The sequence below is a fragment of the Corynebacterium sp. KPL1824 genome (assembly GCF_000478095.1).
GTDB lineage: Bacteria > Actinomycetota > Actinomycetes > Mycobacteriales > Mycobacteriaceae > Corynebacterium > Corynebacterium accolens.
In genome coordinates, this window is record NZ_KI515750.1 from 25,299 (window position 1) to 38,231 (window position 12,933).

Annotated in this window: 14 protein-coding genes and 1 pseudogene; 14 read left to right on the forward strand and 1 reads right to left on the reverse strand. The window is 56.7% G+C overall.

What is annotated here, in order from left to right:
- Positions 1-115: 115 nt before the first annotated feature.
- Positions 116-501: pseudogene (locus HMPREF1267_RS06410) on the reverse strand (transposase); the annotation flags it as partial.
- 322 nt (positions 502-823) lie between these two features.
- Between HMPREF1267_RS06410 and HMPREF1267_RS13595 the strand changes: the two are divergent.
- The 14 genes from HMPREF1267_RS13595 (at position 824) to scpB (ending at position 12,892) form a co-directional block, all read left to right on the forward strand.
- Positions 824-1,057, forward strand: a complete 234-nt coding sequence (locus HMPREF1267_RS13595; protein WP_367317544.1) for an Abi family protein — start codon at positions 824-826, stop codon at positions 1,055-1,057.
- 478 nt (positions 1,058-1,535) lie between these two features.
- Positions 1,536-2,357, forward strand: coding sequence for a hypothetical protein (locus HMPREF1267_RS06420; protein ID WP_023028777.1), 822 nt, complete (start codon positions 1,536-1,538; stop codon positions 2,355-2,357).
- Complete coding sequence (locus HMPREF1267_RS06425) at positions 2,357-3,340, forward strand: HAD-IIA family hydrolase (protein ID WP_023028778.1); 984 nt, start codon at positions 2,357-2,359, stop codon at positions 3,338-3,340. The genes HMPREF1267_RS06420 and HMPREF1267_RS06425 overlap by 1 nt, the downstream gene beginning before the upstream one ends.
- Before the next feature lie 20 nt (positions 3,341-3,360).
- Positions 3,361-3,492, forward strand: coding sequence for a hypothetical protein (locus HMPREF1267_RS13485; protein ID WP_255343698.1), 132 nt, complete (start codon positions 3,361-3,363; stop codon positions 3,490-3,492).
- Positions 3,492-4,298: a TlyA family RNA methyltransferase gene (locus HMPREF1267_RS06430; RefSeq protein WP_023017556.1), complete on the forward strand. Its 807-nt coding sequence runs from the start codon at positions 3,492-3,494 to the stop codon at positions 4,296-4,298. Before HMPREF1267_RS13485 ends, HMPREF1267_RS06430 begins: the two co-directional genes overlap by 1 nt.
- Positions 4,298-5,179, forward strand: a complete 882-nt coding sequence (locus HMPREF1267_RS06435) for an NAD kinase (protein ID WP_005279304.1) — start codon at positions 4,298-4,300, stop codon at positions 5,177-5,179. The genes HMPREF1267_RS06430 and HMPREF1267_RS06435 overlap by 1 nt, the downstream gene beginning before the upstream one ends.
- On the forward strand, positions 5,179-6,849 hold the full coding sequence (gene recN, locus HMPREF1267_RS06440) for a DNA repair protein RecN (protein WP_023028779.1): 1,671 nt from the start codon (positions 5,179-5,181) through the stop codon (positions 6,847-6,849). Before HMPREF1267_RS06435 ends, recN begins: the two co-directional genes overlap by 1 nt.
- Positions 6,850-6,859: 10 nt before the next feature.
- Positions 6,860-8,020, forward strand: coding sequence for a putative cytokinetic ring protein SteA (steA, locus tag HMPREF1267_RS06445; protein ID WP_198011998.1), 1,161 nt, complete (start codon positions 6,860-6,862; stop codon positions 8,018-8,020).
- A 14-nt stretch (positions 8,021-8,034) separates the two neighbouring features.
- Positions 8,035-8,946, forward strand: coding sequence for a copper transporter (locus HMPREF1267_RS06450; protein WP_023028781.1), 912 nt, complete (start codon positions 8,035-8,037; stop codon positions 8,944-8,946).
- Positions 8,946-9,584 carry an NUDIX hydrolase gene (locus HMPREF1267_RS06455; protein WP_023017552.1) on the forward strand — a complete coding sequence of 213 codons (639 nt, stop codon included), beginning with the start codon at positions 8,946-8,948 and terminating at the stop codon, positions 9,582-9,584. The genes HMPREF1267_RS06450 and HMPREF1267_RS06455 overlap by 1 nt, the downstream gene beginning before the upstream one ends.
- The gene (gene xerD / locus HMPREF1267_RS06460) at positions 9,581-10,471 is read left to right on the forward strand and encodes a site-specific tyrosine recombinase XerD (protein WP_023017551.1); all 891 of its coding nucleotides are present in this window, start codon (positions 9,581-9,583) and stop codon (positions 10,469-10,471) included. Before HMPREF1267_RS06455 ends, xerD begins: the two co-directional genes overlap by 4 nt.
- 152 nt (positions 10,472-10,623) lie before the next feature.
- Positions 10,624-11,496: a ParA family protein gene (locus tag HMPREF1267_RS06465; protein WP_023017550.1), complete on the forward strand. Its 873-nt coding sequence runs from the start codon at positions 10,624-10,626 to the stop codon at positions 11,494-11,496.
- Positions 11,497-11,502: 6 nt separating this feature from the next.
- Positions 11,503-12,300 carry a ScpA family protein gene (locus HMPREF1267_RS06470; RefSeq protein ID WP_023017549.1) on the forward strand — a complete coding sequence of 266 codons (798 nt, stop codon included), beginning with the start codon at positions 11,503-11,505 and terminating at the stop codon, positions 12,298-12,300.
- Between the two features lie 37 nt (positions 12,301-12,337).
- Complete coding sequence (gene scpB / locus HMPREF1267_RS06475; protein WP_023017548.1) at positions 12,338-12,892, forward strand: SMC-Scp complex subunit ScpB; 555 nt, start codon at positions 12,338-12,340, stop codon at positions 12,890-12,892.
- Positions 12,893-12,933 lie beyond the last annotated feature (41 nt).

Genomic DNA, 12,933 nt, shown 5'->3' on the forward strand with positions numbered 1-12,933 from the left:
GCGGACCATTTCGATGATCTGATGGACCGCCTTCTCCTTGAACTCGACGGAATACTTTCTAGGCATAGTTCAATCCTTCCTTAGCTGAGGTAGGAACTAAACCCAGGACGCTTCAAAACGAGGAACGATTCAGCTTTAACACATCGCACATCCGCTTAACCGAGTACTCGGTTCGGTGGTCATCGACAAACTGGAAGCGGATCACCAGTGAGTCTCTTCGGCAAAATATTTCGCGGCCTTACGCAGGATGTCGCGTTCTTCGCGCAGCTTAGAGACTTCTTTTTCCAGCTGACGGATTCGCGCAGAATCATTCGCCGCTTGGGCTTGATCGTGCACGGCCTTCGTGCGGGCACGTTTGCCAGTGCCGTACTTTTTGACCCAAGAATGTAGCGAGGCACGGTTGATACCGAGCTCAGCTGATGCTGAGTTCAGCGAGAGATCCTCGTTGTTCTCATAGAGGGCTACGGCATCGCGTTTGAACTGTTCGGAGTACCTGGACATGGTGGTAGATTACCTTTCTTCCCAGCTCGACTGGGCTGGATATCAGGTGTCCACCACATGGGGGTCAGGTCCGTTCGCCTACTAGCTATTTAGATGAAAAACGATTGATGCGACTTTCCGAAGACTATGATGAACGAGAAATTGTCGGAGGAATGCTTAAAGAAATATTTCGGTATGGAGAAGATTACGTAATACAGTCGCTTGACAAAAAGCGGAAGAACTGGGGTGCGAAAAACCTAATAGATACAGGCCTGCTGCCCACGACTTATGTTTTACGCTCTCCCAGGACTTGGCACTTTGGTCGGTCATTGATTGTTTCTCATTGGGCCAGCTGGGCAAGTTCATCATGGTATGTGACGCCGATATTAGTGATGAGCAACGTACTTGGCGACGTCTCGCAGATGACCTAGGAATGAAGGCACGGGTGTTTTCTAGTGGCATCGAGTCCTTGTCGAACACTCGAAATTTGGTCTGCCACCATGCGAGGCTGTGGATGCGCCCTGCGACCCACTCGCCAAAAAGCCGAAAATCTTTGACAAACAATTGCGCGATGTAGATCCCAAATCGCAGCTCATGGCGTTCGCGAATATTGCGCATTTTCAGCGGAGTGACCTACAGGAAGAAGCGCTGGAAAGTATTTTTTCTCTGGTAAAGAGTAATGAAATGTACTTTTATGGAATCTCCCAAACTTCACACAAAAGGAGATAGTGCGAAATATCGCGACGTTCGCAGGTGCTACCCTCTAAAAATTTTACACTAATTCACCAATTAGCAACCTCGTCCCCCTGTGCCAACACCATCACAACATCAAAACCGACCGACGAATCCACTACATCATGGACCCGGTCACCGGCACCATCGCCTGGCTGCACCAACCCAGCACCACCACACCACTGCGCCCAGAAGCTGGGTTCATGTTCATCGAAACCAAGGGCAAAGGTAGAGAAATATCGAGATTCTTTGAATGTCGTTTAGCACTGTAGAATGGGTGCGGTATTTCTGTGCGAGTTCCAACCAAGAAAGGGTAGGACTGAATGTCGGAGCGCAACCAGCACGGCCGTAATGGCCGCGGACAAGACCGTCGGGGTCGAAATCCACGCAACTCGGGGGACCGCGATTCTCGCGGCGGGGGAAAGAAGAAGTCTTTCTCTCCACAGCGCTCTGGGTATCGGGAAGAGCGAATCAACCGTCGTATGACCGATCCGGATATTCCTGAAGAGGTCGATATCAATGACTTGGACCCATTGGTGCTCCAAGACCTGAAGTCTCTCTCTAAAGAGAACTCGGAGGCCGTCGCTAAGCACATGATCATGGCAGCAACCTGGATGGACGATGATCCTAAACTGGCGCTGCGGCATGCGCGTGCGGCTAAGGATCGTGCAGGACGTGTGGCTATCGCTCGGGAAGTTAACGGTATCGCTGCATACCGCGCCGGCGAGTGGAAAGAGGCGCTCGCTGAGCTTCGTGCTGCCCGTCGTATTTCTGGCGGCCCGGGGATGCTCGCGGTTATGGCCGATTGTGAACGTGGGTTGGGTCGGCCGGAAAAGGCATTGGAGCTGGGGCGCAGCGAAGAGGCGAAGGAACTAGACAAAGAATCCGCCATTGAATTAGCGATCGTGCTGGCGGGTGCTCGCCTTGACCTCGATCAACCTGAATCAGCGGTGATTACAATTCAGCGGGCACAACCGGACCGCAGCGATCGTGGAGTAAGTGCTTGTAGGTTGTCGTATGCCTATGCAAATGCTCTGCTTGCCGCAGGGCGCAAGGACGAAGCCCGAGAGTGGTTCGAGCACACCATCGCCATTGATGAGGGTGATTGGACCGATGCCGCTGACCGATTGGCGGAATGTAAGTAATGAGTGTTTTAAGTAAACATGATGCCTTATTGTTGGACTTGGATGGAACCGTCTGGGAAGGCGGTCGTCCGCTCAGCAACGTCGTAGACGTTATTAATACGTGCGGTGTTCCCGCAGTATATGTAACAAATAATGCGTCGCGCAGCCCTGAAGCCGTTGCGACGATGCTAACGGATATCGGCTTGACGGCTGATTCAGGTGACATCGTCACCTCCGCCCAAGCGGTATTGCAATTGGCTGCTGAGGAAATTCCTTCGGGTGCCAAGGTACTAATTATTGGCGCGGATTCTTTCCGCGATTTGGCTAAAGACATGGGTTTTTCCGTGGTCTCGAGTGCCGATGATAAACCAGCCGCCGTCCTGCAAGGTTTTGATAAGTCCGTTGGTTGGGAACAGTTAACGGAGGGGGCTCTGGCTATCCGGGCAGGCGCGAAATATTTTGCGTCGAACTTGGATACGTCCCTTCCAATCGAGCGAGGACTAGGCGTTGGCAATGGTTCCCTCGTTGCTGCTGTCCAGAAGGCGACGGGAGTAGAGCCCGTTTCTGCCGGCAAACCTGAACCAGCGATGTTCTTTCTCGCAGCCAAAAAGGTCGGGTCGAAAAAGCCATTGGCGGTGGGCGACAGGCTAGATACGGATATCGTTGGGGGTAACACCGCAGCGATGAATACTTTCCATGTATTGACCGGTGTCTCGGGCGAGCTTGAGCTTATCGAGGCCCCCGTGGAGGCGCGGCCCAACTTTATTGGTGCGGGCATGCACGAGCTTTCATTGCCTATTTCGCAGGTGCGACCGGGGCCGCAAGGAGACTTTACCGCGCGGTGCGATGGGTATGACGTTCTTTTGCAGGGCGGAAATGAGTCCTCTACTTCGGTGCAAGCATTGCGGACCGTATTGGAAGTGGCGTGGTCAATGCCGGCACCACCTCGGTATATTCAGCCGCGTAGCGAATTTGCGGAAAAGGTTGTGTCGAAATGGCGGTAAAGCCACACGATTTTCGGGCCGTGAAAGAGCCTGAAGCAGTAGATTCGGAGATTTCGACAATTCTTGGCGAAGATGCGCCATCACTTGCAGAAGAAGTCGATCAACTGGACAGGGCGCATTCCGTATTGCGGAATGCTTTGCAGGAGAACTAATGCCACCACAACGCCGCAGGCTGGATGCAGAACTTGTGCGCCGAAAGATTGCGCGATCTCGTGAGCAAGCCCGCGAGATGATCAAGTCTGGCCGTGTGACGGTCGGCGGGTTTAAAGCAGAAAAGCCTGCAACAGTTGTGGATCCTGAAGTCTCCATCAAGGTCGAGGAGTCCGAGGAAGACAAGTGGGCGTCCCGCGGCGCACATAAGCTCTTGGGCGCGCTTGCCGCATTCGACGTCGACATGGACGGTCGCATCTTAGATGCAGGGGCATCGACGGGAGGTTTTACGGATGTGTGCCTGGCCTCTGGTGCGAGGGAAGTGCTTTCTGTTGACGTTGGGTATGGGCAATTACTGTGGCGGCTGCAAAATGACGACCGCGTAACCGTCTTGGATAGGACCAATATCCGCACTATTAATCCAGAAATGACCAATGGCCTGTGTGATGGCATGGTCGGGGATTTATCCTTCATTTCCTTAAAGCTGGTACTGCCAGCAATTGTGGAGTGTATGAAGGACGGAGCGTGGCTGCTGCCGATGGTTAAGCCGCAGTTTGAGGTGGGCAAGGATCGCATTGGCAGCGGCGGGGTGGTCCGCTCTCCCGAGATGCGGAAAGAGGTTACACAGGATGTCGCCGAGTTTGCCGTGTCTTTAGGCCTTAGCCTGCACGGTGTTGTGGCTTCACCATTGCCTGGCCCGAGTGGAAACGTGGAATATTTCCTTTGGCTGAAAAAGGACGGTATGTCAACGGACGCAGCTACAATGAAACAGATGATTGATACTGCCGTTGAAGAAGGTCCGCAATAATGCGAGAGATATTGTTGGTTCCGCATGCCAATCGTGCAGAGAACCTGCAGGCTACCTCCCGTGCAGCCGAATTATTGCAGGAAGCGGGGATAACGGTGCGCGTGTGCGCGGACGAAACCGTCTTGCCGGGACTCCAACATGTGTCGCATTCTGATGCTGCTGCGGCGGGATGCGAACTGGTCCTTGTTTTAGGCGGTGATGGCACCTTCCTGCGCGCCGCCGATATGGCGCGGGCGGTAGATATCCCGGTCCTCGGAGTGAATCTGGGCCACGTAGGCTTCCTCGCGGAATGGGAAGTGGAGTCATTAGACCGTGCCGTCGCTCGCGTGATTGAGAAAAGCTACCGGGTAGAGGACAGGTTGACGGTGGATGTCTCTATTTCGGATGCCAACGGTCACCAACTGGCTAGCAGTTGGGCTTTGAATGAGGCCTCGGTTGAAAACCAGAACAGGTCGGGCGTGCTGGATGCGATTTTGGAGATCGACCGGCGCCCCGTTTCGTCGTTCGGTTGTGATGGCGTACTGATTTCTACCCCAACGGGTTCTACGGCGTATGCGTTTTCAGCTGGAGGCCCAGTGCTGTGGCCATCCCTGGATGCAATCTTGGTCGTGCCGAATAATGCCCATGCGCTCTTTACCAAACCATTAGTGGTTTCCCCGAATTCACTGGTGGCAGTGGAATCAACCATGCAAACCACACCGGCCGTGGTTATCTTGGATGGGTGCAGGGAACTTATTATGCCGCCGGGTGCCCGCGTCGAGGTGGTGCGCGGTAAGCGCCCCGTACGCTGGGTGCGGTTAGATGATCAGCCCTTTACGGATCGATTGGTCTCTAAGCTGCGGTTGCCCGTGGAAGGCTGGCGCGGACCGAAGGAGAAATAGTGCTTGTCGATATTTCTATTAATGATTTAGGAGTCATTCGCCATAGCTCTGCGGAATTGTCGGAGGGCTTGACCGTATTGACCGGTGAAACCGGTGCGGGCAAAACCATGGTGGTCACGGGGCTTCGACTGTTGGCAGGCGGGCGTGCCGATGCCTCTCGGGTGCGCGATGGCGCCAAAAAAGCGGCCGTGGAAGGCCACTTTAGTTCCGCGAAAGAGAGCATTAGCCAGCTGGTGGACTCGGTGGGCGGCGAGCCAGATGAAAATGGTGAATTTATTGTCTCGCGGACCGTTTCAGCAGCGGGGCGATCGCGGGCCTATTTGGGCGGCCGCGCCGTACCGGCCGCCACGTTGGGAGATTTCGCGCGGGAGATAATTACCGTGCATGGACAGAACGATCAATTGCGCCTCTTGGCTCCAGAAGAGCAGCTCGCGGCGGTAGACCGTGCGGATCCGCAACTGGCTGGCATCCGGGAAGACTATGCGGAGGCCTTCAAAAAGTGGCGCAGCTTGGCCAAGGACTATCGCCGGCGCACCGAGTCCCGTAGGGAGCTTGCCCAGGAAGCGGACCGCCTGCAATATGCCTTAGAGGAAATCAACGGTGTGGCACCCGAGCCAGGCGAAGACGCGGAGCTGGTGCAGTTGGTGCAGCGCCTGCAAGACGTCGACGGCCTGCGCGAATCCGCGCACACTGCCTTGGCAGCGATAGATGGAACGGAAGAGCTTGATGAGGCTGCTTCTTCGCTGCTCGGGCGCGCGGGCTCGGCGCTGGTGGGATCCTCGGATAAACAGTTGGCGGATTTGGGCGAGCGCATCTCTGAGCTCACCTCGCAGCTAGGCGATATCTCGGCCGAGCTCGGTGGATACCTCGCGGGGCTACCGGCGGATCCGAATCTGTTGGAAAAATCGCTGCAGCGCCAGCAGGATCTCCGAGCATTGACCCGGAAATACGCTAGCGATATCGATGGCGTATTGGCGTGGCGCGATGAGGCGGAGGCCAAATTGCAGTCGATGGATACCTCGACGGAGGTCCTCGAGGAGCTTAAGGCACAGGTCAAAGAGGCCGAACAGGAGATGAAGCAGAAGGCGGCGGAGCTTACGAAGAGCCGCCAGAAAGCTGCGGAAGCGCTGGGCAAGCTGGTGACTGAGGAGTTGCATGGATTGGCCATGCCCAATTCCACTTTGTCGGTTGAGCTTTCCACAGCCAAGTATTCGAAGACGGGTGCCGATGCCGCGGAGTTGCAACTCAATGGGAAGCCGTTGGCCACCGCGGCCTCCGGTGGTGAGCTGTCTCGCGTCATGCTTGCCCTTGAGGTTGTGCTCGCCAGCGAAGATGGTGCGACCTTGGTTTTCGATGAGGTCGATGCCGGCGTGGGCGGGCGTGCGGCGGTGGAAATTGGGCGTCGTCTAGCGCGGCTGGCTGCGCATAACCAGGTTATCGTTGTCACCCACCTGCCGCAGGTAGCCGCGTATGCGGATGCGCATTTGCATGTTTCGAAGGATAAGTTTACCTCTGGGGTAGCCGAGTTATCGGAGCAGGAGCGCGTTGAGGAATTGGCGCGCATGCTGGCCGGTTTGGATGACACAGACACTGGGCGCGCGCACGCCCAAGAGCTTTTTGACCGCGCACAAAAGGAAGCTTCCGCGCGCCTTACCCAGCTGGCGGACTAAGCAAGGAAGAATGGGGCGCATGGCTCTGTTTTCCCGTACCCCTGAGCACCCCGGTGAGTCTGCCGCATTGCGCGATTGCACGCCGGGTGCGAAAGGTCTTAAGAAGTTTTCTGCAGGTGATATCGCCGTTATCGATGCGGCGAATATTTCTCGGCCCGAGGCGCAAACGCTTGTGGACTTGCAGCCCTCCGCGGTGGTCAATGTTGCTAGGTTTTCTACTGGCTCCATTCCTAATTGCGGCCCGCACATGCTTCTCGATGCCGATATTGACCTCCTCGAGGGCCTCGGCGAGGGATTTATCTCGGAGTTTAAGGACGGCAAGAAGGCGCGTATCGGCGAGGATGGAAAGGTCTACGTTGGCGATAAAGTAATCGGGACGGGGCAGAAGATTTCCCGGGAGCGCGCAGACAAGAACTTCAAGGCGGCACAAAGCGCACTCATTGACCACATGGAGTCCTATTTCGCAAGCTCCATTGACTTCATTAACTCTGAAGGCCCGCTGCTTATCGATGGCCTCGGTGTCCCCGCATCCGGTGCCGAGATAGCTGGCAGGAAGGTCATCGTTTTATCTCCTACCGAGGACCACCGAGGCCTGCTTAAGGAATTGCGGAATTTCATCCGGGAATATGAGCCGCTGCTCGTTGCGGTTGAGAAAGCCGCGGATTCCTTGCTGGAGCAGGGATATAAGCCTGACTTCGTTATTGGGGATCCGTCCAAGGTAAGCGATGAGGCGCTGCGCTGCGGCGCGCGCATCGTCGTACCCGCGGATCCAGAAGGCAGCGTGGAGGGCCTTGACCGCATACAAGAGCTGGGTATTGGGGCCATGACGTTCCCGGCGGCATCGGAATCGGCCACGGATTTAGCGCTGCTCTTTGCGGATTACCACGGTGCGGGCCTCATCGTGCAGGCAGGCGGCGGCTTTGACCTCGATGATATTTTTGCCAACCGGGTGGCACCGTCTGCCGTCTTGTCTCGGCTGAAGGCTGGAACCAAGGCGGTTGATGCGGAGGCTGTGATCAACCTGTATTCCGTTCCATCTTCACACCTTGGCTGGCTATGGGCCCTCCTCAGCATCTTGGTCGCGATTGCAGCGATCATCTTGATCGTGGGCTTTGGCGGGAGCCAGGATTTCTTGAGTAATTTAAGCCAAACGTGGTCGAGCCTATTCTGAGCGGGGGTAGCAGTATGGCGAAAACGCAACTAATTACGGGCCTTGGACTCGGCGCGGCGGTCGGTGTAGCCCTCGGAGCCTTGGTGATCGCGCCCAATCTGACCACCAGCGTGGCCGACGATGACCCGATCCGTGCAGAACACCGCAAGGTGGTGCAAGAAAACAAGATCTTGCAGAACCAAAATGAGGCGAGCGATGACATAGTCAAGAACGTGGCACCGGACTTGGTATCTGGGACGTTATCGCAGCGGCCAGTGCTGGTCATTTCCACCGATGATGCAAATAGCAGGGACCTGTCTGATATCACGAAGCTCTTAGAAGCCTCCGGGGCCACCAAGGCAGGAGAAATCAAGCTGAGCAAAGACTTCCTGCGCGGGGAAAGCAAAGACGATATCGTATCGATCCTTAAAGATAAGGCCCCGAAAAAGGCAGATCTTAAGGGACTCGATAAAACCGTGGGAAGCTATGGCGGCGAGGCTTTGGGCGCGGCCTTATCCATGGACCCAGAAAGCACGGAGCCGCTCGCAAGCGTGAAGGAGCGATCCGAGCTGCTGCGTGCCCTGCGCGATAAGGAATTTATTGATTATGAGGACGGGACCATCCTTCCGGCCCAGTCCATCATCATCGTCTCCGGCAGCGGGGTGCGCGGATATTATTCGGATACCTTGGCAAAGTTCGCCACCGCCTTGGACGAGGTCAATGGCAGCGTGGTACTGAGTGCGCGGGCCAAACAGACCCAAGATGAAAAGACAATAGAGCAGCTGCGCACCAAAGACCTGGATCTTTCTACCGTAGATGGCATTGAACGTGCGGTAGAGCGCATCGCCGTCATTTCCGCCGCCGAGGAACAGCTCAATGGGGGCAGGGGAGACTACGGTTCTGCAGAAAGCGCGGATTCCGCCCTACCTGAAGAGGAGAAAGAATAGTGGCCCACGATTTTCGAGTCTTGGATTCAGAGTTAATTTTTGATGCCCCGATCGTCGCCGTACGCCGCGATACGTTGTCCATGCCGGGAGGAAACACCGCGGATAGGGAGATCATTGAGCACCTGGGCGCCGTCGCGGTGGTGGCCCTAGATGCGGATCGGCGCATCGCGATGGTGCATCAGTACCGGCATAGCGTCGGCAAGCGGCTCTGGGAGCTGCCTGCAGGACTGTTAGATGTAAAGGGCGAGGATGAGCTTTCCGGCGCGCAGCGCGAGCTGCAGGAGGAAGCGGGCCTTGCCGCGAAGGACTGGGAAACTCTCACGGATATGGTGACTTCACCGGGGTTTTGTGAGGAAGCCGTGCGGATTTTCCTTGCCCGCGACCTTAGTGAGGTCCCAGCGCTGCACGATACCGGCGATGAAGAAGCCGATATGGATTTTGCCTGGGTGGATTTAGACAGGGCAGTAAATAAGGTGCTGGCCGGTGAGATAGTTAATTCCGTCGCATGCGCGGGTATTTTAGCCGCATATGCCACGGTGATTGGTGGGAAGCCGACGCGTTCGGTGGATGCGCCGTTCGATTTGCGCCCGACCCATATGGCTGCCCGCCGCAGCGGACCGGACCTGAAAAAGCAGTGACTGCTGCGGAGGATGTCGCTCAGACTTGGTTGAATCACCTCGCCGTCGAACGCGGGGTGTCAGCTAATACCCTGAGCAACTACCGGCGGGATATTCGCCGGTACGTGGATTGGCTGGCGGACAATGGGGTCCAGGACCTGCGGCAGGTAACCCGGCCGATGGTGGAGGCCTATTTGAAGGACCTGCGCGAAAAGATGGCGGTGTCTTCTGCCAACCGTGCCCTCATCGTGGCGCGCGGGTTGCACAAATTCGCCGTTGCGGAAGGTGAAGTCGATAGCGATGTTGCCGCCGAGGTGAGCCCGCCTTCCACGGGGCAACACCTGCCAGAGACCTTGAGCGTTGATGAGGTGACGCAGCTTATCGAAGCGACGCCGACGGAAACGCCGGTCGACCTTCGCGATAGGGCGCTATTGGAAGTACTCTATGGCACTGGGGCGCGCATTTCTGAGGTAATTTCGCTCAACGTCGATGACGTAGCTACTGGCGATGACGTCCTAGTCCTGCACGGCAAAGGTGATAAGGAGCGGCTCGTACCCCTTGGCTCGCATGCTCGCCAGGCCATCGATGCCTATCTGGTGCGCGCCCGTCCCGTGCTGGGAAAGGGCAAAACGGCTGCGCTGTTTTTGAATACCCGCGGTGGCGCGCTATCGCGGCAAAGCGCGTGGTCCATCATTAAGACCGCCGCGCAGCGCAGCCAGTTGGATAAGTCCATTTCCCCGCACACGCTGCGTCATTCCTTTGCCACGCACCTTCTCGAAGGCGGTGCCGATGTGCGCACCGTGCAGGAGCTTTTAGGGCATTCCTCCGTGACTACCACGCAGATCTATACGCACGTGACTGCTGATTCCTTGCGGGAGGTGTGGCGGACAGCGCATCCGCGGGCGTAGCTTTCAGCGTTTAAGTCAAAGTTAGAGGCTTGATATTTGCAAAGTCTCGGTAGTCATAAAGGGGAGCGGGTACGCTATAGTTACAACGTTGTAAGCAACCCTATGCCAAATGTCATGGTCCATGACTTGGCGTCAAGGAAGAAGGTTTGACTGTGAGCGAAGAGGGTCTCTTTTCAACCTCTGATGTAGAGACGGGGCTAACTGGCCGCCCTGTCCGCGAGCTGCCGGAACCCGCCCCCTTGGAAAAACATGGGCCCGCCACCATCATCTCGATGTGTAACCAGAAGGGCGGCGTGGGCAAGACCACGTCCACCATCAATATGGGGGCCTGCCTCGCAGAGTATGGGCGCAAGGTCCTCTTGGTTGACTTGGACCCGCAGGGTGCTCTTTCGGCTGGGCTGGGATTAAACCATGATGACATCGAGGACTCGATTTATGACGTGATGCTGGATAGCCATACCTCTATCCACTCCGCCATTCACCACACCAGCGTGTCCGGCATGGACCTCGTTCCGGCCAATATTGACCTTTCCGCAGCAGAGATTCAGATGGTCAATGAAGTAGGCCGCGAGCACACCTTGGCCCGCGCCCTGCGTCCGGTGCGCCGCGACTATGACTTCATCATCATTGATTGCCAGCCTTCTTTGGGTCTGCTTACGGTCAACGCCCTAGCTTGTTCCCAGGGCGTCATCATCCCGATGGAATGCGAGTTCTTCTCGCTGCGCGGGCTTGCCTTGCTCACGGACACGGTGGAAAAGGTCTCTGACCGCATCAACTTCGATCTGGAAGTAATGGGCATTCTGGTCACCATGTTTGATCGGCGCACCAAGCATGCCCGTGAGGTGATGTCCCGCGTGGTGGAATACTTTGGGGATCAAGTATTCGATACCGTCATTACCCGTACCGTGCGCTTCCCAGAAACCTCCGTGGCCGGCGAGCCCATCACCTCGTGGGCGCCCAATTCGCAGGCCGCGCAGCAATACCGCGATCTGGCGAAGGAAGTCATCGAACGCTCGACCGTTTAAACTACCGTGACGCAGCCAGAGATTACGGGCTTCCGCATTGCGCTGCGGAATTTCGAGGGCCCATTTGATCTGCTTTTGCAGCTCATCCAGGCCAAAAAGATGGATATCACGGATGTGGCCTTGTCTGAGGTGACGGATGAATTCGTTGGCTACACCCGCCAATTGGGCGAGAACGCGGATTTGGATGAGACGACTGATTTCTTGGTCGTGGCGGCAACGCTGTTGGACTTAAAGGCCGCACGGCTATTGCCGCGGGGCGAAGTCGATGACCTAGAGGACCTGGAGCTGCTGGAATCGCGCGACCTGCTCTTTGCCCGCCTTTTGCAGTACAAGGCCTATAAACAGGCGGCGGATCAATTTGCCCGTTGGCAACGGGAGGCACAGCGCAGTTACCCGCGCGCCGTGAGCATCGAGGAGCAATTTGCGGAGCTTCTACCTCCCGTGACGTTGGGGCATACTCCAGCGAGCTTTGCGGAAATGGCGGCGGGCGTCTTTCGCCCCAAGCCGCCGGAAGAAGTGGCAACGGGCCATATTCATGGCGTCGCCGTCTCCGTGCCCGAGCAGGCTGGAAAGATCCTCGAAACGCTCAAACTCATGGGCGCAGGGCAGTGGACAAGTTTTTCCTCGCTTACCCGGGATTGCACCACAACCATGCATATCGTCGGCAGGTTCTTGGCGCTCTTGGAACTGTTTAAGGCCAAGGCGGTTGATGCCCAGCAGGAGGAGGCGTTGGGCCAGCTGGACCTTTCCTGGACCGGCTTGGACGTAGATCCTGCGGTCGTTGCCGCAGCAAATTGGGACTAGTGCTAGCACCGCCGTCGGTGGTTGTAATCTAAGGGGCATGGATCTTCCGCTCATTTCGCAATTGCGATCCCGGCTTGAATCGATCTTGCTGGTGCTCGATTCGCCGGCATCCGTAGAGTCCTTGGCGCGGGCGCTTAGCGTAGAACCTGCGGTCATTAGTGACTGCTTGCGGGCCATCCAACGTGAATTCGATAGCCGCGGCTCTGGAATTGAGCTGCGCGAAACGCCAGAAGGTTGGCGGTTTTATACCCGCCAGGAAAACGCCAGCGCGGTGGAGGAGTTTTTATTGGATGGGGCGCAAACGAAGCTCTCGCGCGCGGCCTTGGAAACCCTCGCCGTCGTGGCCTATCGCCAACCGGTCACGCGCCAGCAGGTCTCTGCGGTCCGCGGGGTCAACGTGGACGGCGTGATGCGCACCCTTAACCTGCGCGGGCTCATCCGTGAGCTCCCGCAGGACGAGTTCGAGGGGGCGTCGCACCGATATGAAACCACCGAGCTTTTCCTCGAACTGCTAGGTATAGACTCGCTGGAACGCCTTCCGGATCTGGCGCCGCTGCTTCCAGACGTCGATGCAATCGACGAAGAGTACTGAGGTGGGGTAGACTCACGCAGGTAATTTCATATCTTCGAGAG